We start from the raw sequence: 24,306 nt of genomic DNA, 5'->3' as shown, positions 1-24,306 counted from the left end.
CATTCGTGTCAGATGATCGCCCAGAAGCCGATCACGGCTCCTACGAGAAAGCCAATGACGACCTGTGAGAGGGAGTGCTGCCTCAGAATCATGCGGCTGGTGCCCACCACGCCTGAAATAAAGAGGATGACACAAAACCACCACAGCGGATTGAAGGCAAAGAGGATGGAAAACGCCACCAGCGCACCCTCAAATCCACCTATGGCTGCGGTGTGCGTGGAAATCTTCCACCACACATTGACTATGGCACACACCACTTGAATGAGCAGCGCAGCCACAAGGATGTTGGCCATGAACTGCGGTATGTGCAGATAACTCATTATGAAATAGCACAACGTGTAGCACAAGATGGCGATGATGTAAGGCACCATACGGCTCTCCCGTTTGCCTAACTGCCATCGTGACCATCCCTGATAATTACGGTAGGCATGAATCAGGAGCGATGGCAGAAGGATGGTGAAGAGATATACCATCAGCAATACCATGCTCTTGTAAGCGAACGGCATCAAGTTCATGTAGCTGAAAACGAACAGTGCCAACAGCCCCCCCAAGGGCAGATAGAAAGGCGTGAACACCATGCTGACCACCCGTGCCGCTATGATAATGTCTTTTTCTCGCATTCTCTATAACTCAACTTAACTACTAACTACCGGCTCCCCTAACTTCTTCTGAGCCTCGCCACGGCCAGCCCAAGCTGTTCGCGATATTTAGCCACCGTGCGCCTGGCTATGGGGAATCCTTTCTTTTTCATCTCGCGTGCGAGGACGTCGTCGCTTAGCGGCTTATGCTTGTCCTCGTTGTCGATAAGGTCTTTCAGCGCGAGTTTAATCTTTCGTGTTGACATCTCCTCGCCATCCTTGGTCACGTAGCCGTCGGTGAAGAAGAATCTCAGCGGAAAGGTGCCCCAGCGGGTCTGCGCGTATTTCATGTTGCTCACGCGCGAGATGGTGGAGATATCCAGTCCTGTCCTCTCGGCAATGTCTTTGAGAATCATCGGCTTAAGGTCGGCTTCATCGCCATTCTGAAAGAATTTCTTCTGCCAGTTGATAATGGCTTTCATCGTGACATAGAGTGTGTGACGTCGCTGCCTGACAGCGTCGATATAGCCTTGAGCCTTGTCCACCTTTTCCTTGGCATAGAGCAGCGCCTCCTTCTCCTTACGGTTCATGTTCTGCTTATTGGTGCGGTAGGTATCGACCATCTCAGTGAACGACGGTGATATCTTAAGGTCAGGTAGGCGTCCCTCATTGATGGAGAAAGAGACGTTACCGTCATCGTCGGTATCGACGATAAAGTCTGGAGTGATCTGCTGCAGGCTCCGGCCCTCGGTCTCACTAAGCGCGGCCCCCGGCTTGGGGTTGAGCTTCTTTATCTCGTTATGAACAGCGGCAGCCTGATCATCAGTGAGACCCATTGACTGTGCGATTTTGTCCCAGTGTTTCTTGATGAACTCATCGTAATGATTGCTGACAACCTCCTTCATCAGCGTCCTGATCCTGCCCTCCGGCTTGCGTGCTATCTGCAGCAGCAGACACTCCTGTAGGGATCGGGCACCGATACCCGCAGGGTCGAAGGTCTGCAGGATGCGCAGCACCCGCTCTATCTCCTTCACCGGCACGTCAACACCATGGTAGATGGCCAGCTCGTCACAGATGTCGTCGAGGCTCTTCCTGAGCAGTCCGTCGCCGTCGAGCGACCCGATGAGATACTCCATGATCTGCTGTTGCTCTTCTGTGAGCTCCGTTTCTCCCATCTGTTCTTTGAGCTTATCGTAAAAAGAGGTGGTGTCGCCCCATACGGTCTCCTCATAGTCGGCATCAGGATTAGCCCGCGAGGAGCCGTGCATCGGCTCCGGCATCTCGTCGTCGCCGCCAAGGTCTTCCAGTGCATTGTCGAGAGCCTCCTCACGCTCTTCGCGCTCGGTTTTCTCCTCAAAAGAATCGTCGTCAGCACCGTCCGAGGAGTCTTCGCTGTTAGCTGGTTCCATCTCCATAGGTTCGTCGTCGCGCGTCTCTTCCAACGCGGGGTTATCGTCAAGTTCTGCGCTGATGTTCTGCTCCAGCTCCGCCAACGGCATTTCTAAGAGCTTCACTTGCAACATCTGCTGTTGCGAGAGCCGCTGCTGCTGTACCTGCTGTTGTGTCTGAGTCTGTATGAGTTTCTGTGCCATGATGATGATTGATGAAAGAGAAGTGCTGAAAACTGGAGCCCTGAAGACCCGTCATTACATGATTGGTCTATATTGTGATCTATACATCTCTTCTATTCAGTCTATTTTCTCTATTCAGTCTATTTTCTCTATTAGTGTCTATATTGTCTATCCGTGTCTATATTGTCTATCCGTGTTTTTCATCTGAGTTGTCGACCCATATGATGGGTTGATGTATTGACTGCACCTCTGAACCCCTCAACTATTTGAAATATTCCTTCAACTGTGCCGCCAAGGCAGCGAGTTCTTCAGGGTCCTTGTTGCCGAACCGATTCCATACATCCGTACAGGCCTCAAGGAGAGGAGAGTCGGTGGAGCGGCTTTGGCCGATATACGGGTCGCACACCAGGAAAACGTCCATCACGTTCACGACTTGGCGTGTACTCTCTTTCAAGAGTTTGGACAAGTCCTTGATTTCCGGCGTGTCCTCAACCATCGTAATGGGCGTGAGGCGGAAATAGAGATCAAGGATCATGATGAGCTTCACCGGTGTGAGCGTACCGATGCCGATGGGTCTGAAGTCTTTCTCCCACGACTCGTTCACCTCCACGCCCGCATAGAATGCGCCGGCGCTGCCGAAGCCGTTCATCTGCCGCAGCAGCTTGATGCCCCGTTTCAGTTTCCGAGGGTTTCCCGCATACACATCCCACAACCGTTGCAGACGCGGTGTGTCAATCTGCCGCAGTTTGAACATGCGCTGGTGGATCTGCGTAGGATGAATGTGCAGCTCCGTCGCCACGCCGACCAACTGCCGGCTGTAGAGATGCTTCACACCCTGCGGTTGCCTGAGATAAAGTTGTATAAGCAACAGCCAGTATTCATCGTGCCATTCTTCCCGTCGTACCATAAGCATGCCCTTTCAATATAATGCCACAAAATTAATAAAAAAACGGGAGATACAAGGTCTCTCAATAGGATATTATTATAAAACCGGAAGACATCGGTTTCTCTTTACGCTGTAAAGGCAACGCGTCTACGGCGTAAAGGCAACGCGTCTACGGTGTAAAGGCAACGCGTCTACGGCGTAAAGGCAACGCGTCTACGGCGTAAAGGCAACGCGTCTACGGCGTAAAGGGGAAGCGAGTATTCTGCAGAAAAAAAACGTCTGCTGCCTATAGGGATAAGGTCAGATCCTTTTCAGCAACTCTTTCATGCCCTCCGAGGCACCCTTCTGAATCTGTGTCACATGGCCTCCGGCCGCTACAGGATTGGGATCGATGAGGTAGACCGGCGAATCCCGAGGCACGAATTGCATAAGTCCGGCGGCGGGATAGACCACAAGCGACGTACCAATGATAACGAAAATATCGGCGTGGGACGCTGCTTCCGCGGCAGGCTCCAGCATGGGTACGCTCTCACCGAAGAAGACGATAAACGGGCGAAGCAGCGATCCATCGCCTGCTTTGGTACCGGGCTCAACATCGCTGTTGTCAGGTGTGAGCTGCTGGATATAACGCGGATCGTAAGGATCATTGCTTGAGCACGCTTTTGTCAACTCGCCGTGCAGATGGATGACGCGGGTCGATCCGGCTTTCTCGTGCAGGTTGTCCACGTTTTGGGTGAGCACCGTCACGTCATAGTCCTTCTCCATCTCCGCAATGAGTCGGTGGCCTTCGCAGGGCTGAGCGTCCCACAGCTTACGGCGCAGCCTGTTGTAAAACTCAGTGACGAGGCGGGGATCACGCTCCCACCCTTCATGGCTCGCGATCTGCTCCACTGGATAATTCTCCCACAATCCATCGTTGCCGCGGAAAGTCTTGAAACCGCTCTCCACCGACATGCCAGCTCCTGTCAAAAACACTACCTTCTTTTTCATACAACGTAATATTTTCCACAAAAATACTAAAATAATACGATTATGCTACCAAAAAAGCGTAACTTTGTGCGACTATTAATATTTAATAAGAAATCAGAAAAGAAAATGGATAAAGTAAGCTACGCCCTTGGCATGAGCATCGGGCACCAGTTACAGCAAATGAACGCCACCGACCTTAACGTCAGCGATTTCGCTGGAGCCATCACCGATGTCTTCGCAGGCAAGGCTCAACTCACCGACATGGAGGCTCAGACCGCTGTGCAGACCTTCTTCCAGCAGAAAACGGAAGGGCAGGCCAAGGCCGCTAAGGCCGAAGGAGAGAGTTTCCTGGCCGAGAACGCCAAGAAACCAGGTGTGAAGACCCTGCCTTCAGGCTTGCAGTATGAGGTGTTGCGCGAGGGAAACGGGCGTAAGCCGTCGGCTACCGACCAGGTGGAGTGCCACTACGAAGGCACACTCGTCAACGGACAGGTCTTCGATTCGAGCTATCGCCGTGGCGAGACAGCCACCTTTGGTCTCAATCAAGTCATCAAGGGCTGGACAGAAGGTCTGCAACTCATGCAGGAAGGGGCTAAATACCGATTCTTCATCCCCTACAACCTCGCATATGGAGAGCAGGGAGCCGGACAGTCCATTCCGCCTTACGCTGCCCTCATCTTTGATGTGGAACTGATCAAGGTGAAGTAATTCTTTCCTCATGAACGTTTCTGGAGCCGCCTTTCTGTAATAGATGCGGATTCCCAACGGTAAACAACGGGTTGAAGATCATCAATAAAAATCAAGACATAAACAGAATATCAACAATGAAAACAATGAAAACACTGGCCGTCATGGCCACCGCTGCCTTGGCTTTCTCAGCCTGCGGCAACTCGTCAGCTCCCCGTGCTGACCTCAAGACCGACATTGACTCCATGAGCTACGCCATCGGACTGCTGCAGTCGCAGTATGTACATCAGGCTATCCAGCAGGGGCAGGTCATCGACACCACCTATATGGACGAGTTTGTAAAGGGTATCAACGAGGGTGTCAACGCCGGCGACGACAAGAAGAAAGCGGCTTACATCATGGGCCTGCAGGTCGGTCAGCAGCTCTCTACCCAGCTTGTCAAGGGCGTGAATCATGAGGTGTTCGGCGACGACAGCACCAAGACCATCTCCTTGAAGAACCTGCTTGCCGGATTCATCACGGGAGCTACAGGCAAGAAGGGCATCATGACACCTGAGAGTGCCAACCAGATTGCGCAAAGCAAGATGGAGCAGATCAAGAACGCTACCATGTCGAAACAGTTCGGCTCCAACAAGGCAGCAGGCGAGAAGTGGCTTGCAGCCAACAAGAAGAAGCCCGGAGTAGTGACTCTCCCCTCGGGACTTCAGTATAAGGTTATAAAGGAAGGCAAGGGCGCTATCCCCACAGACACCACGACGGTGAAGGTGCAATATGAGGGCCGTACCATCGACGGGCAGGTCTTTGAGAGCAGCTATAAGAACGGCAACGGACCTGTAACCATGGTGCCTTCGCAGATGATTCCCGGATGGACACAGGCTCTGACCCGCATGCCTGAGGGCTCCGTGTGGGAAGTGTACATTCCCCAACAGCTCGCCTACAAGGATCGTCAGGCCGGAAAGATCAAGCCTTACTCAGTGCTGATCTTTAAGATTGAGTTAGTAAAAGTTGGTAAATAAACCATGAAAAAAGTCTTATTGTTCGTATCCCTCTTACTTGCCGTGACTGTCAGTACCATGGCAGCAGGCGACAAGAAAAAGGAATACAAGAAGGAAAACAAGAAAGAATGCATGGGGCATGCCTGCTGCAACGGGCAGCCCGTGAAACTGACCACCTCGTCTGATTCCACCAGCTACGCGGCTGGCTATGCCGCCACGGAGGGCTTACTACAGTATCTCACTCAACGCATGAATGTGGATACCGCCCATATCGCCGACTTCGTCCGCGGTTTCCGTGAGGCTGCAGCCAAGGCCAAAGACCCCGCTTTCGCAGCTTATATCGCCGGCAGTACCATCGCTACACAGGCTACAGGGCAGATTCTACCCAACATGAGCCGTGACCTGACAGGTACCGACGACAGCATCGCTACGGCACCTTTCTACGAGGGATTCATCGCCGGCGTCAGACAAGATACGGCTGTTTTCAAGATGGATAAGGCGCGCAAGCGCTTCGAAGACAAGTCGAAAGAGGCACGTGAGACCCGTAATCGCATCTTCAAAAAAGAGAATGAGGAGTGGCTGGCCAGCAACAAGACGAAGCCTGGAGTCATCACACTGCCCTCAGGACTGCAATACAAGGTACTGCGTGAGGGCAATGGGCCCAAGCCGAAAGCCACTGATGAGGTGGAGGTCGTGTATGAAGGCAAGACCATTGACGGAAAGGTGTTCGACGCTACCAAGAACCACGGCGGCAAAAAGACGGACTCTTTCCGTTGCGATCAGGTCATCAAGGGTTGGACAGAAGCCCTCACCTCGATGAACGTAGGTAGCAAATGGGAGATCTACATTCCGCAGAACCTCGCCTATGGCGCACGTGAGGCGGGTGAGATCAAGCCTTACTCCACGCTCATCTTCACTGTCGAACTGGTAGGCATCAAGGTGCCGGAGGCCACGAAAGCGGAAGAAACAAAGGCCGCCGACAGTAAGGCCACCCCGCAAGCCAAGAAGTCTGCCGGAAAGAAGAAAGCACCAGGAAAGAAGAAATAAATCTTCTGAACATTAACAAAATGCATGGATAATATAAAAATATCCGTGCATTTTGTTGTTTATATCATTTTTATTACCTACTTTTGCTACCAACATTAAAAACAAAGAGCATCAATAGACAATATGGAAAAGATAGACAAACTTGATAAAAAAATCCTTTCTATCCTCTCAAAGAATGCCCGCATTCCTTTCAAGGACGTAGCGGCAGAGTGCGGTGTGTCGCGTGCTGCCATTCATCAGCGGGTGCAGCACCTCATCGATGCCGGTGTTATTACAGGCAGTGGCTTCAATGTCAACCCCCTAAGTCTGGGCTATCACACCTGCACCTATGTGGGCATCAACCTTGAGAAGGGCTCCATGTACAAGGATGTCGTCAAGCGACTCGTCGACATTCCGGAGATTGTGGAATGCCATTTCACCACCGGCTCCTACACCATGCTCATCAAATGCTACGCCAAAGACAACGAGGCGCTCATGGATTTGCTCAACAATAAGCTGCAGACCATTCCTGGTGTGGTGTCGACAGAGACGCTTATCTCTCTCGAGCAAAGCATCAAACGGGAGATTCCCATCAACGTAGATGAGTAGAACGTAGACGAACAACAACATGAAATCATTTGATTTGGACGCGCATGCCAATGCCATCTATGCGTCCTTCCCAGAAGCCAATCGCCAGCCGGTGATTGGCATTACTGCTAATTACACCAACGGCGACGCGGCTCTCCGTGATAAATACTACGAGCAAGTGGTGCGCGCCGGTGGCACACCACTTCTCATCCCGCCCGTCGCCAACGCCAACGCTATCATCAACACCCTTGATCACATTGACGGACTGCTGCTCAGCGGTGGCGGTGACATCAATCCTCTGTGGTGTGAAGAGGAGCCGTCACCACAGCTCCATACTATCAATGCCACACGCGACAAGGCTGAACTGCTCACCGTGCGTCTGGCTTTTAACCGCCAGATACCCATGCTTGGCATCTGCCGCGGCATTCAGACACTCGCCGTCGCATTGGGAGGGAAGGTTAGTCAGGACATCAACAGCGGCTCTGCCGTATTGGCCGAAGGCGCAAACAGGACTTCACGCATCAAGCATTCACAGGATGCCGACCGCTGGGAGCCTACCCATACCATCAGTATCGAGCCGAATACCATCCTCTCAACCATCTATTCATCTGACACCGCGGCACCCGATGACACTGCCTCCGCCACCCTTGAGGAAGGTAGGAGTGGGACTTCTGCTGTCGTCAATTCCTTCCACCACCAGGCCGTTTCCAGCCCTGGTCCACGCTTCCGCGTGTCAGCAACAGCGCCCGACGGCATCGTTGAGGCCATCGAAAGCAATGAATACAAGTCCATCCTTGGCGTGCAATGGCATCCGGAATGGCTCGGCGACGAAGGCCTGCCACTCTTCAGCTGGCTGGTGGACAAAGCGCGGGAGTTCAGCGAGGTCAAGCGTCTCCACAATCGTATTCTGACACTCGACACCCACTGCGACACACCGATGTTCTTTCCGCAAGGCGTGCGTTTCGACCAAAGAGATCCACGCATCCTCTACGATCTGCACAAGATGACCGACGGCCGACACGACGCTGTCATCATGGCTGCGTATCTGCCCCAGCCAAAAATTGGTGAGCAGTTCTCGCAGAAAGTGGACATTGCCGGCATCATCAAGCACAATCCGCAGCTGCAGGGCATCTCCGCACAGCTGTCCCCCACACAGTATGCCGACCTCATCTTCGACAAATTAGAGCAGATCGTCGATGAGAACAGCGATTATATCAGTATTGCGCGCACACCCGCCGACCTCTACGAGGACAAGCGGAGAGGCCGGAAATCGATCATGTTCGGCATTGAGAACGGCCTCGCCCTCAATCACGACCTGGGCAACGTACGCCATTTCGCACAACGTGGTGTGGTCTACATCACGCTGTGCCACAATGGCGACAACGACATCTGTGATTCCAATCGGGGCGCGGCGATGCACAACGGCGTGTCGGAGTTCGGCGCAAAGGTCATTCGAAGGATGAACGATGAGGGCATCATGGTGGACTTGAGCCATGCCTCAGAGAAGTCATTCTATGACGCTCTCTCCATCAGCCGCACACCCATCGTGTGCTCACACAGCAACTGCCGCGCCCTCTGCGACGTGCCGCGCAACCTCACCGACGACCAGTTACGCGCTTTGGCCGCCAAGGGTGGCGTGGCTCACACCACCTTCTACCACGGATTTCTACGCAAAGACACATCAGAGGCATCCATCCTCGACGTCATGGCCCATCTTGAACACGCCATCGACATTATGGGCATAGACCACGTAGGCGTGGGCACTGACTTCGACGGCGACGGCACTGTGCGTGGATGCGCCGATGCTTCAGAACTCATCAACTTCACCCTCCAGCTCCTTCGGCGACGATATTCAGAACGTGACATCGCAAAGATATGGGGTGGTAACTGGCTGCGTGTCATGGCACAGGTTCAATCGGAGAGAAAGCAATCATGAAAAAGAAAATCATTATCATCATCGTGTTAGCCATTGTTTGTGCCACCGCCGTGTGGCTTTTCACATACGGTCCTCTCGCACACCGAGATGTAGAGAATACGGAAGAGACTGAGGAAGTGGAGAAAGTGCAGCCCGTCGGGCCCGTCTTCAACGCCGACTCCGCCTATATCTACACCAAGGCCCAGTGCGATTTCGGGCCGCGACCGATGAACAGCGATGCCCATGAGAAGTGCCTCAGCTGGATAGAAAATAAGTTCAAGGAATATGGCTGCAAGGTAACGCTACAACGATCAGACCTTAAAGGCTGGGACGGCACCATGCTCCACTCCACCAACATCATTGCGCAGTATCATCCGCAAGCCACGACACGCATCGTGCTCTGCGCCCATTGGGACTCGCGCCCGTGGGCTGACAACGATCCCGACTCGCTCAACTGGCACAAGCCCATTCTTGCTGCCAACGACGCTGCAAGTGGTGTAGCCGTCATGCTGGAGCTGGCACGGTTGTTGAAAGACACCCGACACCCGGTACCCAACGCTCAGTTGGGCATCGACTTCGTGTGCTTCGACGCCGAGGACTACGGGGTGCCCCAGTGGAGCAACATGCAGGACGACGGATCTACCTTTGCTCTTGGTGCACAGTATTGGGCAGGGAACATTCCTCATGGCTATGCGCCTTGCTACGGCATTTTGCTTGACATGGTGGGTGGCGCCGGCGCGCAGTTCTACCGTGAAGGCATGTCAATGCAGTATGCTCCTGCCATCGTGAAGAAGGTGTGGCGCGCGGCAAGGCAGGCCGGATACGGCTCTTTCTTCCCCAATGAAGACGGAGGCATGATCACCGACGACCATATTCCCGTAAACCAGACAGCCAAAATTCCCTGTATCGACATCATCCCCTACTATCCCACCTGCCAGCAGAGCTCCTTCGGACCCACCTGGCACACGCTCGCCGATAATATGGATAATATCGACAAGAATGTGCTCAAGGCCGTCGGACAAACCATGGTGCAAGTGATTTATACAGAGAAATAGGCGACACATACTGACTATCCTCTCCATCGTTCGGCACGTGCCGGAGAATTGTTCGGCACGTGCCGGAGGTAGCTCCTGTACGTGCCGGACGATGCTCCTGCACGTGCCGGGGCTTATTTTTTAATTGTATGGATAACATCAATTGGGTTGTCAGGTTTCTCGTTTTTTCTTTTTATCTTTGCAAACGGTAAAGACAATAAACAGCGATGACGGATGCCATAACATATTTAGAGCGGACGCACAGGTTGCGTCGCAACGTGCTGACGGGCGAGCTGCTCTATGCTGACGCTGAGGGTTGGCACAGGCTCTCCAAGGAAGGCCGCAACACCATTCTCTTAGAAGCAGAGCGCAAGGGGGTGAGCCTCACTGCCGAGACCCTCGACCGTTTCGTCCGCTCCACGCTCATCGAGCAGTGGAATCCTGCCAGGGAATGGCTTGACACACTGCCACAATGGGATGGCGAAGACCACGTGTTTGAGCTCTCACAGCGCATCGTCACCTCCAACCCCGACTGGGGTGACCGCTTTCACAAGTGGATGCTTCAGACTGTAGCCAGATGGATGGACATGGACGTGCCGCAGCGAGACATCATTGTGCCGGTGCTTGTCGGGCAATGGGGCTACGGCAAGACGTCGTTCTGCAACCTCATCCTGCCTCCTGCCCTGCGCCTGTATTATACCGACAAGATCAAACTCAGCGCTGCGGCAGAGGTCTATGAACTGCTGACAACCAACCTGCTGGTCAATATCGACGAGTTTTATCAGGAAAATACGCTTCAGGAACCTCTCGTGCGCTTTCTCTTCTCCCGCTCTACGCCGGTCTTCCGCCGGCCTTACGGCACCACGGAGGAGCCGCGCAGACAGTATGCAGGCTTCATCGCCACTACGGGAAACCTGCACCCTATGACCGATGCCGCGGGTGCCGCACATCTCGCATGCGTGGAGGTAGGTCATCGGATCGACCTTTCACCCATTCCCTATGAGCAGCTCTACGCCCAGCTGCGCGAGGAGATAGAGGACGGTTCCGACTTCCTTCTCACTGACGATGAGCGTGAACGCATGGCCGGACAGAACTCTCCTTTCGAAGAAGCCGACAACCTCGTGAAGATGGTGCGACTGCTTTATGCCAACCCGCCGAAAGGACAGAAGGCGAAAGCTGTCTATATCGACACCATCATCGACCGACTGATGCAGGAATATCCCTACTGGACGCCGGGCGAGCATGTCAATCAGGATGTTGGATTCGCTCTGCAGGAGGCCGGATTCACGCGCAGCCGCATCCACGGACGGTCGTGCTATCGCATCATACCACGCGATCCCCGACGCTTCGACTTTGCGGACAGTCAGGAGGAGAAACGAAACGATATGACGGATAATCCATTGGCACAGGCTTTGCTCTCCGGACTGGGAAATCTTGTAAAGCAAAAGTAATTATAACTCGCAATGCATCAATCTCAAAGCTCAAATAATACCCTCACCCCAATGATGCGCCAGTTCTTCTCTATGAAGGCCAAGCATCCCGATGCCTTGCTGCTTTTTCGGTGCGGCGACTTCTACGAGACTTACTGTGACGATGCCGTAGAAGCCTCAAGAATACTCGGTCTGACGCTCACCCGACGCAATAACGGCGCCTCTGCCGGCGCTGAGATGGCTGGTTTTCCCCACCATGCTCTCGACACCTACCTGCCCAAGCTCATACGGGCAGGAAAGCGGGTAGCCATCTGTGACCAGCTGGAGGACCCCAAGAAAAAACGCGCCATGATTAAGGGAAGGAAGGGTCTGACCGAGATGGATAAGATGGTGAAGCGCGGCATTACAGAGCTCGTTACGCCTGGAGTAGCCATGAGCGACAATGTGCTCAACTACAAGGAAAACAACTTCCTTGCTGCCGTTCACTTCGGCAAGGCTTCCTGCGGCATCTCTTTCCTTGATATTTCCACCGGCGAATTCCTCACTGGGCAAGGCTCCTATGACTATGTGGAGAAACTCATCGGCAACTTCTCGCCTAAGGAAGTGCTCTATGACAAGACGCGGCGCAAGGATTTTGAGCAGTATTTCGGTACTAAACTCACGGTCTTTGAACTTGACGACTGGGTGTTCACCGAGCAGACTGCGCGACAAAAGCTGTTGAAACACTTCGGCACCAAGTCGCTCAAGGGCTTCGGTGTGGAGCATTTGAAGGATGGTATCGTGGCTTCGGGTGCCATTATGCAATACTTAGAGCTCACGCAGCACACCAATATCAACCATATCACGTCGTTAAAACGGCTGGAAGAAGAGAAATACGTGCGGATGGACAAGTTCACTATCCGTTCGCTGGAACTGCTCCAGCCCATGCAGGAAGACGGCAAGTCGCTCCTCGACGTGATTGACCGGACTATCACGCCGATGGGCGGGCGGTTGCTCAGGCGATGGATGGTGTTTCCCCTGAAAGACGTGCGGCACATCAACGACCGCCTCGACGTGGTGGAGTACTTCTTCAAGGCGCCTGACTTCAGGCAGGTCATCGATGAGCAGCTGCACCGCGTGGGAGACCTGGAGCGTATCATTTCAAAGGTTGCCGTGGGCAGGGTGACGCCGCGTGAGGTCGTACAACTGAAGACTGCTCTGCAGGCCATCCAGCCCATCAAGTCGGCTTGTCTGTATGCCAACAATGGCAGTCTGAAGCGACTCGGCGAGCAGATGAACCTTTGTGAGAGTCTTCGGGACCGCATAGAAAAGGAAATTCAGCCTGATCCACCGCAGCTTGTCTCCAAAGGAGACGTCATCGCCGAGGGATTCAGCACGGAACTTGACCAACTGCGCCATATTTCGCGCGGAGGAAAAGACTATCTCCTGGAGATTCAGCAACGTGAGGCGGAGAAAACGGGTATTACCTCGCTCAAAGTAGGCTACAACAACGTCTTTGGCTACTATTTGGAGGTACGCAATACCTTCAAGGACCATGTGCCCGCCGACTGGATAAGAAAGCAAACACTGGCCCAGGCCGAACGATATATCACCCCTGAGCTAAAGCAATATGAGGAAAAGATACTTGGTGCAGACGAGAAAATCTTGGAGTTAGAGGCGCAACTCTTCTCTGAACTCATCGTTGACATGCAGGAGTTTATCCCTCAGATACAGATCAATGCCAATATTCTGGCACACATCGACTGCGTGCTGTCGTTTGCCAAAGTGTCTGAGGATAACGCCTATGTGCGCCCAGTGGTCGATGACACCACCGTGCTCGACATTCGCCAGGGCCGACATGCAGTGATAGAAACGCAGATGCCGCTCGGTGAGCGCTATGTGCCCAACGATGTTTACCTTGACACTGAGAAGCAGCAAGTGATGATGATCACGGGGCCAAATATGGCTGGTAAGTCGGCATTGCTCCGTCAGACAGCGCTCATCGTGCTGTTGGCGCAGATGGGTTGCTTTGTACCGGCAGAGAGTGCAAGAGTGGGATTGGTCGACAAAATCTTTACGAGGGTCGGCGCAAGCGACAATCTCTCGCTTGGCGAATCGACGTTTATGGTGGAGATGACAGAAGCTGCTGACATTCTCAACAATGTGTCGTCCCACTCTCTTGTACTGTTTGATGAGTTGGGTCGTGGCACATCCACCTACGACGGTATCTCCATTGCCTGGGCCATTGTGGAGTATCTGCATGAGCACCGTGGCTCACAGGCCCGCACACTCTTTGCTACTCATTATCATGAGCTCAACGAGATGGAAAAGCATTTCCAGCGTATCAAGAACTATAATGTGGCCGTGAAGGAAATCGGCGGCAAAGTCATCTTCCTGCGTAAGCTCACTCCTGGCGGCTCCGAACACTCGTTTGGTATTCATGTGGCTGAGATAGCCGGCATGCCACGCTCCATCGTCAGACGTGCTAATGAGGTGTTGAAAGAGTTAGAGGCTGATAATGCGGAAGTAGGAAATGCCGGAAAACCAAAAGTGGAAAACATTGGGAAGGACCATGACGGTATACAGCTCAATATCTTCCAACTCGATGATCCCGTGCTCAAGCAAGTGCGTGACGAGATTCTTGGGCTCGATATCAACAACCTCACACCTGTGGACGCGCTCAATAAACTCAATGAAATTAAGAAAATAGTTACCGGCAAAAGCTATTAAATGTGTGTCCGTAGCCTTGTCGGTGATAGGGAGAACGATGGCCAATACCACTTTCTTTTGGAAGTCAATGGGTGTGGACTCCTGACTTCATCACTTTTTTCTGCCATCATGTAGCGCACATTGATTATCAGTTATTTAGCTTAAAAAAGTGGGTGACTTTGAATGACGCAAACGTAAAAAGGTACTGAATCTCAGTGAGATAAGCAACAATATAAGGTTAATATATATTTACTTATCGATACTATATCATAATGCGTAACACACCATAAATAAGCCCCTTAAAACGGTTATGAAGTTATGCACAAACTTGACACCCTATAAATCATGGTTATGATATTGTTTTATGACGAAGGACATACACAATTATACCCATGATGGTGTGCAATCATCACCATAAAATGCTCATTGAGTTCTATCTCATCTCGAACAAGTCACTAACATCATTTCATAGAAAAGATGAAACAAACGGCTTAGGAGGCAGGCACATACAGCCCGCCTTTAGACCTATGGTAACTGTCTGACATCCGCCGTAAGAGTTCATTTCAGTTCATTGGTATAAAACTGTCGGACATCCTGCCATGAATAATAGGGGAAGCTGTCGGTCTTGACAGGGATATGCACCTCACGCTCATTGTGTAGGAACTTCACGAGGATATTGCCCCGGCTATTCCTGTAGAAGACAATCTGTACATTTGCAGCCATAGGTGCAGCCTTGAAATCAGACCAGTACTTATAGAGATTTTCCGGCTTGCTCACAGCCACATCAAAGTTCTCAATGTGAAGGATAGCCAGAAGGGGAATGATGTTACCGTCATGACCAAAACGGAGCGTAACAGCCATCTCTCCATCCTTGATAGCCTTGTCGGCTTGCTCGATGATGTCGCACAACAGGTGACGGGCATTCGCCACTACGATACCATTGCCATCTTTATGGTTGGCATTGCCTACATAGAACCGATAGTTGACACATTGCCACAGGTCGAAGAGCTCGCTTGGCGTGAAGAGGTCGTAGAAAGAGAGGTGAGTATCTATGTCCTGCATGTCAACGGCAATCCAGTACAATCCCCACATGAAGTTAGTTCCGTCAATATGTTGTCTGACATAGCCATCATCGGTGAAAAGCGACTGCATAAGACGCTGCGGCTTGACATGTGCTGCTTCGAATTGCCGGTACTCGCCCACCCATGGTCCATTATTGCTGTCAGTAAAGACATTCGACAGAGCCGTGTGGTAGTTCAGGTAATCCATGTATTTCTGACTCATCTCATAGCTGATGTCCAACTGAGGTGCCAGACTTTTCAGTTCATCCCCACAAGCTACCATGCTCATGGCACATCGCGGGACAACCGTTGAACGGGCCGACACCTTCCGTCTCCCCTTGAACACCTCCGGGAAGTTAGCATACATCCGCTTGGCTATGCCCTGATGCTGCCTTACACCAACAGGCGTTAGGTCTCCCCCACGTCCCTCCACATCTGGCCACAGCTGCTGCAGCCGCGACAGCACATCATACCCAAGGGGTGTCAATACGCCACACGAATCGGCATCATGAAGAGCATCCATGACCCATCTGTAGTCTCGGTCACCGATGAGATAACGGGAGCCATGGCGCCCATAATGACTGATATAGAAAGGATGGTAGCCTTTGGGAGGAGGCGTCAGTCTGACCGTCGGCTCCGGATAAGCTAAATAAACACCGCCAGCTTTATTCAAATCGGCACAGACCTCATCAAAAGAGGTCTGTGCTGATAAGGTAGCTGACAATAGCAAGGAAAAAGCTAATACCAGTAAGTTTCTCATATAACAGTATCAATATCCGTTATTCTGTTTGAGCTTAGGATTGTTTGTCAGCTCAGACTCAGGAATAGGGAAGAGATTATACTTATCATCGACATCACTCCCAAGTCTCACGCCATTCTTCCAGTCCCAGTTATCACCCTTGGTGAATTTGCCGAATCTGATAAGGTCTGTACGACGCTGAAGCTCTGAGGCGAGTTCCCGCTGCCGCTCAGCAAGAATAAAGTCGAGCGTAAGCTGGCTGTCGGTGATGTCACCCGGCACATCAGAACGTATGCCTGCCCTGGCATACTTGCCGCTCATATAAGCCCTCTCACGAATCTCGTTGACATAGTTCAGCGCCTCTGCCCTGCTGCCATTGGCACCACGGAGTATGGCTTCTGCCGCTATGAGATAGGCCTCGCCTGTGCGGAACATCGGAAAATTAATAGACGAGTAAGCTTCACCCTGGGCAGGAATCTTGTCATCCTTAGTCACATTACGCCATTTGATATATCCATATCCGCAGGTGAAGAGGCTTGTCATCTCTTCTTTCTCACCCCATGTCTCTTTCTTCTGGTTGGGCAGTGCCGTCATAAACTGGGCACGCTTATCCATCTTGTTATTGCCCCACGTGTCATTCTTGTCAAACACCACGTCTTTGGGATCAAAGGCATTAACAAGCGTTGTCTTTGCCCTGACATTTCCCCATCCGCGGGATCCAACACCTGTCTGGTAAAGTTCATTCATCGGACCATTGACAAAAGCCTTGACATAGAAGTTGGTACCGGCAGAGCTCTGAGCCTTCTTACCATCCTGACACAGAGGCCAGATGATCTCGGAACACTGATCATTGTCTGCAAGGAAGATCTGACGATAGTCTTGCGCCAGATTATACCCACCTTCATTAATCACCTTCTTGGCATAGGTCAGCGCATCGTCATAACGGTTCTCACCAATCCATGTCTCGGCATTGAGATACATACGAGCCAGAAGGAACCAGTCGGCGACTCTGTCCACACGTCCATACTCATTCTTATGTGGTCCACAGAGGTCATTCTCTATCGCCTTGAGTTCACTCTCCGCATATTCAAAGACCTGCTTACGGGTAGCCTGGTCGGGGACCGCCTTGACACCGGTATTCTCATCGATGATAGGCACACCCCCATAGAAGTCACAAAGGGTGGCATAGCAATAAGCTCTGAGAAAACGAGCCTCAGCTCTCATATGTACATAGTCGGTACCCAGCTGGTCGTAAAGTCCGCGGCTCCGCAGCTTCTCCTCCGTACACTCCCGCAAGAATTCGTTACAGTAGGCTATGGTCATGTTCAGACGCTGGTACGTCCATCTGATGACCGAGGCATTAGAAGCATCCCACTGGAGGTTCAGACATTTACGAAGACCGTTTGACTGGGACGGCATAAGAAAATTATCGGTCGGGAGTTCTTCAAGGTAGAAGAGAAGGCGCACATATCCAGAATAGCCCTCATTGGCACCCTCAAGATCACCGTCACCGCCATCACCACCACGCTGACCGGTAAGGATAAGTGACCCATAACACTTGGCAAGCATGCCTTTATACCCATCAACAGATGAATAAACCTTCTCACTGACAGGCTGATTGTCGTCAAGGGGCATGGTGTCGAGATCATTGAAGCAGGCTGTCAGCCCACAGCAAAAAAATAAAGCTATGATGAAACGAAAGATGTTTTTCATGATTACGACGTTTAAACTTAGAAATTCAGGTTTGCACTGATAGAGAATGTGCGCGGACGAGGATAGACATCACGGTCGATGCCATTCGGCAGTTCCGGATCGATACCTTTGTATCCGGTAATGGTAAACACGTTCTGCACGGTGAAAGCCAGTCGGAGGTTACTCTTTGTATTCCACACCTTAGGGAAAGTGTAAGCCAACGTAATATTATCCAGCCGGAGAAAATCGCCCTTCTCCAGGAACAGATCAGAATAAAGCTGCTGAGTGTCGAAACCTAAGTCTCGGGTAGAAGGCAGGATATTGGAGAAGTTGCCCTGGTCACTGTAGACAGACTGCAGATACTGGTCGGCACGCACATAATTATAGACATAATTGCCAAAAGCTCCGTGACCATTCATGCCGAGATACCAGTTACGGTAAGTGAATGACGTGTTGAAACCGATATAACATTTAGGAAGCGCACTCTTTGAGGGGTAACGTATCTCTGTATTAGAGATTGAACCGTCGGGCTGAATATATTTCCCTTCTATAGGCCTGCCATTGTCATCATAAGCCTGTTTGGCGAGATAGAACGTGTAAGGACGCTTACCGACCATAAACACCTGCACAAACTTACCTGTACCCGAGATTGAACCCGTCTGTACGAAGTTGCCCTGAGAGTCGATGACATTGAGCTTGGTGATTTCCGATGTATTCCAGGTATAGTTGAATCCTATATCCCATTTAAAGTCCTTGGTCTGTACGGGGACGGCATTGACAGAGAATTCCACACCTTTGTTGTCCATCTCCCCCACGTTCGTCGTCAGGATAGAAGAGAAGTTTGTACCTGAGATGACATTGATGGTGTTGAGAAGGTCTTTCGTATGACGTTTGTACACATCGAGCGATCCATAGATACGGTTGCCTAAGAATCCATAGTCCAGACCCGCATTCCATGTTGCCGTCGTTTCCCACTTGATATCGGTATCATAGGCATTCGGGCGGTAGGTACGGTACCAGGTATCTCCAAAACGGTAACTGGACTCCGGATAGGAGATGGTAAAGGTCGTCATGTACGGATAATCATTTAGGATATCCTGCTGACCCGTCTGTCCATAGCTGAGACGCAGCTTGAGATTGGAAATTACCCTGCTGTTTCTCAGGAAAGCCTCATCACTGACACGCCAGCTCAGTGCCACAGAGGGGAAGTAACCCCAGCGGTTGTCTTTGGCGAAACGTGAAGAGGCATCGGCACGCAGGGTGGCTGTGAGCATATAGCGGTTATTGTAAGTATAGTTGACTCGTCCGTAAAGTGACAACAGATAGTATTCTGTCTCATAGTGATAAGGAGAGAAGAGCTCCTTGCCCTCCGGCGACAAAGAGGTGTCATCATATTTCTTCCAGAAATGTTGCCAGCCATAACCTGCCATGGCACTGACATCATGCTTGCCAAAGAGATGCTGGTAGTTGGCATAGAGGTCGATAAGGGTGTTGCGCTTCTTCTGTTTACCGTCATAGTCGAGACCTGTGCCGTCTTTCATGTTCGACGTGTACATCGTACCCGCCAGATTGGGAATATCTTTCTTGTAGTTGCTCTCGAGATAATCCAGACCGAAGTTGGCATTCAACTGTAGATCCTCAAAACCATGCACCTTATAGGCAAGCTGCGTATTCCCGATGAATCTGCCCACCGTATTCCGAAACTTCTGCAGCTCCAACTGTGCCACAGGGTTATCCGTCTGTATTGCCATCGGCGACTTACCGTTCATCCATATAAAGTACCCCAGTCCCGGATCTGTCGAGGCTGTAGCGCTGCCTGTCCCCACGGGACGTGTTGGATCGTAGCGCAGTGCGTTGTTGACTACACTGCCGTCTACCATATGATTATTCTCATACGAAGCCTTGGCATTGAGCGTTACTGTGAGATGCTTGTCAAAGAAAGAGGGAGTGATGCCTCCGTCGAATGTGAAACGGTTGTATTGATTCGTCTTGATGATACCCTGCTGATTTGTATACCCGACAGAGGCCCTGTAAGGTGCAAACTTCCTGATATTGCCCGATGCAGAGAAATTATGCTCTGTACCTATAGCAGTACGATAGATCTCATCCTGCCAGTCTGTGTTGGCAGTGCCCATCTGCACATTGGAGGGTACCCCCGTCACTGTAGGCACAAAAACCCGAAACTCGTCTGCCGTCAGTGGGTTAAGACGCTTGGCAACAGTACCTATCGACACATTGCCATTGTAATTGAACTTCACGCCCCCTTGTGTACCCTTTTTTGTTGTGATGACGATGACACCATTTGATGCACGTGAGCCATAGATAGCTGTCGCCGATGCATCTTTCAGCACCGTAAAGGTCTCGATGTCATTCGGATTGATGGAACCGATGATATTACCGCCTCCCTCAATAGAAGAGTTGTCTACAGGAACACCGTCAATGACAAACAAAGGGTCATTGGAGGCAGAAAGAGAAGCACCGCTGCGGATACGGATGGTAGCGCTTGTACCCGGTGCACCGGAGTTGGTGACGACATTTACACCGGCTATCTTTCCTACGAGCGCGTCCTGAGCTGTGTTCTGCACACCTTTGTTCAGCTCGTCAGGCTTGATAGCCGTGACGGATCCCGTGAGGTCGTTCTTTTTCACCTGACCATAACCAATGACGACAAGCTCATTGAGCATATTGGCATCTTCCGACATGGTGATATTGATGCTGCTCTTACTGCCCACCGTCACCTCCTTAGGATTGAAACCTACGTAGCTGACAACAAGTATGGCCTTGTCAGGCACATTCAATGAGAAGTTTCCATCGATGTCTGTCACGGTACCCAGCGTACTGCCTTTCACCATGACGGTAGCTCCCGTGAGAGGCTCTCCCTTCGCATCAATGATGGTACCCTTCACCGTGAGTCTGTTGTCCTGGGATACAGCAGGACTGTTGACAGTTCTGCCGCGACCTGTCTTAATAAGCACCTGCTTGTCGGAGATGATATATCTCAACCCCTCAGCCTGACAAAGTTCAGAGACGATGCTTTCCACGGAACGGCCTTTTAGAGAGACATTGACTTCATCGTTAAGACGGCTTCGCACATTGTTGTCATAAGCGAACGTGTAGCCACTGTTTTTCTCAATGTAATCGAAAACGTCTTTTACCGTCATACGCTGTGCCTGAAGCACCATCATGCCATTTCCATCCTGTATCAAAGAGACATGCCCTGAGGCGAGAACTTGCCAGGGAAAAGACAGCAAACCTGCAGTAAGAAGCAGGGAGGCACCCCACTTAACTTTCTTGTTAGGTCTTATCATACTACTTAAGTTTAAAATGATTATGATATAATGTTGTTTTTATTTCCGTATTTTCACCACATTGCCATTGACAACATAGTGCGAATCAGAAAGGAAACTGATGCTTGTCAGCGTTCTCTCCCAGTTGTCGTTGAGCTGTAACTTACCATAAAGGCGCTTGCCTGAGATATTGGGTGAGCAGATAATACTCAAACCATAATAATCCTCCAGGGTAGATACGATCTGCTCCATCGTCTGTCCCTTGAGGTTAAGTACACCATCCATCCATGACACATAGTCGGCAGCATTAACATGTATGAGTTCACGTACGAAACCGTCTCTGATACGTACGAGATGGTCAGGACTCAGGCGAACCGTCTCGTCACTCCGTGTCGTTACCTCTACTGATCCGTCCAAGAGGGCTACCGAAGAGTTGCTGCTGTCATAGGTGTTGACATTGAACTTCGTACCGAGGACTTTGAGGTTGAAACCATTCCCATGTACCACGAAGGGACGGGCAGCATCGTGCGTCACATCAAGGAAGGCCTCTCCCGTGATAGCTATTTCACGTGTCTTCCCGGTAAAAAGACTCGGATAAGTCAAGGTTGTCCGTGAGTTGGCTATGACCTTAGTACCATCAGGCAAGATGATAGATTTTGTCTGCCCTATAGGGACACATACTTTCACCAGACTGGCTACGACAGTCTTCTTCTCCGTACGCTGCACCAATGCCACATCTTTTTCAGATTTTTCAGAAGTGAGAACGGCAGTCAGCATCACTCCTATCATCACAGCGACACTCGCTGCGGCAGACAGCAACACCGTCACCTTACGGTGATACCGGGCGATACGCTTACGGTGCGTGCGGAGCTTTATCTCGTCAGTGACGATATCAGAGGGAAGACAATGCTCTATAAGAAATCTGAGTTTCATATCTTCCTGAGATCCGTCATACCGGATGTTATGTAAATTATCGTTGTTCATCTATTCGTATTTGAAGGATTCCTACATCGCCTTCCGGAGTTTTTCCCTTAAAACAGATAGGGCGAAGGATATATGATAGTTGACAGTAGCCTTAGAGATCTGGAGCAGTTGTGATATTTCGTCATACGACATTTCCTCTATTTTTGCAAGAAAGAAGATATGCTTACATCGGGGTGGCAGGGCATCTATGGCTTTGTTGAGTTTTCGACATTCCTCTTCTGAGATGATACCGTCAATAGGCGACTTCAATTCAGGGAAATAGAAATCAGGGACTTCTTCCAAGGATATGTTCTGCTTCTTCCGTTTCTTACGCAGTGCGCTCACTGCCTTGTTGAAGGCAATGGTATTGATCCAGCCAAGGATGTTACCTATCTTGGGCAGTTCCTTTCTGTGCTGCCACACTTCGAGAAATACGTCACTGGAAAGTTCCTCGCTGAGCTCATAGTCTCCGAGTATTCCGAAGATATGGTAGAAAATCTTCGCTGAATATCGTTCCATGAATCCATCGAATGCCATTTCGTTCCCGTGTGAAATGAGATAAAGCTCGCTCCGTTCGGTATCTTGCATTGCGTGTTTTAGCTTTTAGTTCAAACCTGTTTCGATTGCGTTTCTATAAATAGAGACGCAAAAAAGGAAAAGACAAATAGGCTGTTTGGACCTCTTTTTTAAAAAATTCTCATCATACTGTTCTATTTCTGTTATCAGTGACAAAATTACTGCTATTTGTCTTTACAATAAAAATGTCGTTGCATTTCTATTAAAAAATAATACGATGACCGTGTGTTCATCCTTTTCTTGCAAAAATACAGATCTTTTGTCATAGTATGACCAAAGTGTGGTCATGATGTGACCAAAGCGTGGTCATGATGTGACCAAAGCGTGGTCATGATGTGACCAAAACGTGGTCATGATGTGACCAAAGCGTGGTCATGCTATGATACCTACTTCTCAGAAAAGATTTGGCTGACTAAATGCTTTACAGGATAATATATAAAATCCATTACAATCACTAAAATGGAACGATGGGATGATACCTACGCGAAACTAAATTCCATATCGTGAGACATGACGATAACCAAAAAACCTCTAAATCTCTTTAGTGAGACTTAGAGGGAATATCAAAGTTTATAAGGATTCTCTCCTATTCTTCGTGTTCTTCCTCGAATGCTATTCTCTCGGCTGTCGCAATGATGTTCTCACGGTCATGGTCGGATACGTTGTCAATGTCCATAACCATTTCGCGCTCTTCGCTGGCGGCACTTTCCTTCTCGGAGAAGACGCGCTCACGGAAGGCTGTCTCATGCTTGACATCGTCGGAGACTGCTGTGTCAGAGATTCTCATGAAAGTCTGGCTCTCGTCGGTGTTGGGGATGTCGTTGACCGGTTCCTCTTCCATCTTTGTGCGCTCACCCTTCGCCTTGAACACCTCGTCGATGAACTGCGGCTCGCGTTTGAGTTTGTCGAGCGTATCTTTGGCGGCTTTTTGCTGGCTCTCTTTCTTGGAGAATCCGTCGCCACTGCAGCCACAGACACTTTCAAGGAGCACCTGATAACTGAACACCGGATTGCCGTCCTTATCCTTGCCGCCCTTGATGAGCCTGAACTCGAGCTTCACCTTGTTCTTCTGCGTCCATTCAATGAGTTTCGACTTGAAGTTAACCTCTCTGTAAGCCACCTTGTCGATATTGATCATCTGTGCCAAGATACGCTTCTGGATGAAGGTCATGCAGGCGTTGTAGCCACGGTCGAGATACAATGCGCCTACGAGTGCCTCAAACGCATTGCCGCCGAGGTAGCTGTTGTGCGTATTGGAACGCCCGCTGGAAAGAATAAGGTCACAGATACCCATTTCCTTGGCGAGCTTGTTGAGCGTCTCACGCTGAACGAGCTTGGAACGTGTGTTGGTAAGGAAACCCTCACGCTTACCGGGAAAATGGCGATAGACGATGTCGCCCACAGCACAATCGAGCACGGCATCCCCCAAAAACTCCAGGCGCTCATTATTGATGGGCTTGCCCTTATTATTACGGTGGCGGATGCTCTTGTGCAGCAATGCTGTCTTATAATAAGTGATGTTGTGGGGATAGAAGCCGATAATGGAATACAAGGAAGCATAAAGCTCCTTATCCTTTTGGAAAAGGAGCCTTACTCTGTCTATTATGTTGACTAACATAAA

At 50.7% G+C, this 24,306-nt stretch carries 18 protein-coding genes; 8 read left to right on the top strand and 10 right to left on the bottom strand.

The genetic code is table 11. The features are described from left to right. Nucleotides 1-8 precede the first annotated feature (8 nt). The 4 genes from PREMU_RS03220 to PREMU_RS03205 form a co-directional block, all read right to left on the bottom strand. Nucleotides 9-620 (bottom strand): phosphatase PAP2 family protein, encoded by a 612-nt coding sequence (locus tag PREMU_RS03220; protein WP_007573094.1) that lies wholly within the window; start codon nt 618-620, stop codon nt 9-11. Nucleotides 621-658: 38 nt separating this feature from the next. Further along, a complete protein-coding gene (gene rpoN / locus PREMU_RS03215; protein WP_007573093.1) occupies nt 659-2,170 on the bottom strand; it encodes an RNA polymerase factor sigma-54 in 1,512 nt (503 codons plus the stop codon). 241 nt (nt 2,171-2,411) lie between these two features. After that, nucleotides 2,412-3,056, bottom strand: coding sequence for a hypothetical protein (locus PREMU_RS16045; protein ID WP_007573092.1), 645 nt, complete (start codon nt 3,054-3,056; stop codon nt 2,412-2,414). A gap of 279 nt (nt 3,057-3,335) precedes the next feature. Further along, the gene (locus PREMU_RS03205) at nt 3,336-4,025 is read right to left on the bottom strand and encodes an SIR2 family NAD-dependent protein deacylase (protein ID WP_007573091.1); all 690 of its coding nucleotides are present in this window, start codon (nt 4,023-4,025) and stop codon (nt 3,336-3,338) included. A gap of 105 nt (nt 4,026-4,130) precedes the next feature. Here PREMU_RS03205 and PREMU_RS03200 point away from each other — a divergent pair, with 105 nt between their 5' ends. From PREMU_RS03200 to mutS, 8 genes are all read left to right on the top strand, one after another. Further along, on the top strand, nt 4,131-4,712 hold the full coding sequence (locus PREMU_RS03200) for a BamJ family beta-barrel-assembly machinery protein (RefSeq protein ID WP_007573089.1): 582 nt from the start codon (nt 4,131-4,133) through the stop codon (nt 4,710-4,712). 116 nt (nt 4,713-4,828) lie between these two features. Then, nucleotides 4,829-5,707, top strand: a complete 879-nt coding sequence (locus PREMU_RS03195) for a BamJ family beta-barrel-assembly machinery protein (RefSeq protein ID WP_007573087.1) — start codon at nt 4,829-4,831, stop codon at nt 5,705-5,707. A 3-nt stretch (nt 5,708-5,710) separates the two neighbouring features. After that, nucleotides 5,711-6,733, top strand: a complete 1,023-nt coding sequence (locus PREMU_RS03190; RefSeq protein ID WP_007573085.1) for a BamJ family beta-barrel-assembly machinery protein — start codon at nt 5,711-5,713, stop codon at nt 6,731-6,733. 123 nt (nt 6,734-6,856) lie between these two features. After that, a complete protein-coding gene (locus PREMU_RS03185) occupies nt 6,857-7,321 on the top strand; it encodes an Lrp/AsnC family transcriptional regulator (protein ID WP_007573083.1) in 465 nt (154 codons plus the stop codon). A 19-nt stretch (nt 7,322-7,340) separates the two neighbouring features. Continuing rightward, nucleotides 7,341-9,236 carry a fused gamma-glutamyl-gamma-aminobutyrate hydrolase/peptidase gene (locus PREMU_RS03180; RefSeq protein ID WP_007573081.1) on the top strand — a complete coding sequence of 632 codons (1,896 nt, stop codon included), beginning with the start codon at nt 7,341-7,343 and terminating at the stop codon, nt 9,234-9,236. Next, nucleotides 9,233-10,270: a M28 family peptidase gene (locus PREMU_RS03175; RefSeq protein WP_007573079.1), complete on the top strand. Its 1,038-nt coding sequence runs from the start codon at nt 9,233-9,235 to the stop codon at nt 10,268-10,270. Before PREMU_RS03180 ends, PREMU_RS03175 begins: the two co-directional genes overlap by 4 nt. A 206-nt stretch (nt 10,271-10,476) precedes the next feature. Beyond that, nucleotides 10,477-11,700: a VapE domain-containing protein gene (locus tag PREMU_RS03170; RefSeq protein ID WP_007573077.1), complete on the top strand. Its 1,224-nt coding sequence runs from the start codon at nt 10,477-10,479 to the stop codon at nt 11,698-11,700. Nucleotides 11,701-11,712: 12 nt separating this feature from the next. Next, nucleotides 11,713-14,388, top strand: a complete 2,676-nt coding sequence (mutS, locus tag PREMU_RS03165) for a DNA mismatch repair protein MutS (protein ID WP_007573076.1) — start codon at nt 11,713-11,715, stop codon at nt 14,386-14,388. A gap of 537 nt (nt 14,389-14,925) precedes the next feature. On the opposite strand, the gene PREMU_RS03160 is transcribed toward mutS, so the two are convergent. From PREMU_RS03160 to rnc, 6 genes are all read right to left on the bottom strand, one after another. Beyond that, nucleotides 14,926-16,188: a histidine-type phosphatase gene (locus PREMU_RS03160; RefSeq protein ID WP_007573074.1), complete on the bottom strand. Its 1,263-nt coding sequence runs from the start codon at nt 16,186-16,188 to the stop codon at nt 14,926-14,928. Between the two features lie 9 nt (nt 16,189-16,197). Next, a complete protein-coding gene (locus PREMU_RS03155; RefSeq protein ID WP_007573072.1) occupies nt 16,198-17,880 on the bottom strand; it encodes a RagB/SusD family nutrient uptake outer membrane protein in 1,683 nt (560 codons plus the stop codon). Nucleotides 17,881-17,897: 17 nt separating this feature from the next. After that, complete coding sequence (locus PREMU_RS03150) at nt 17,898-21,167, bottom strand: SusC/RagA family TonB-linked outer membrane protein (protein ID WP_007573070.1); 3,270 nt, start codon at nt 21,165-21,167, stop codon at nt 17,898-17,900. 39 nt (nt 21,168-21,206) lie between these two features. Further along, a complete protein-coding gene (locus PREMU_RS03145; RefSeq protein WP_040557964.1) occupies nt 21,207-22,079 on the bottom strand; it encodes a FecR family protein in 873 nt (290 codons plus the stop codon). A 72-nt stretch (nt 22,080-22,151) separates the two neighbouring features. Next, complete coding sequence (locus PREMU_RS03140; RefSeq protein ID WP_007573066.1) at nt 22,152-22,697, bottom strand: RNA polymerase sigma factor; 546 nt, start codon at nt 22,695-22,697, stop codon at nt 22,152-22,154. A 574-nt stretch (nt 22,698-23,271) separates the two neighbouring features. Beyond that, the gene (gene rnc, locus PREMU_RS03135; RefSeq protein ID WP_007573065.1) at nt 23,272-24,303 is read right to left on the bottom strand and encodes a ribonuclease III; all 1,032 of its coding nucleotides are present in this window, start codon (nt 24,301-24,303) and stop codon (nt 23,272-23,274) included. Between the last annotated feature and the right edge of the window lie 3 nt (nt 24,304-24,306).

The organism is Hallella multisaccharivorax DSM 17128 (assembly GCF_000218235.1).
Lineage (GTDB): Bacteria > Bacteroidota > Bacteroidia > Bacteroidales > Bacteroidaceae > Prevotella > Prevotella multisaccharivorax.
The sequence above is the reverse complement of the archived record's forward strand: the minus strand, read 5'-3'. Positions and strand labels throughout refer to the sequence as shown.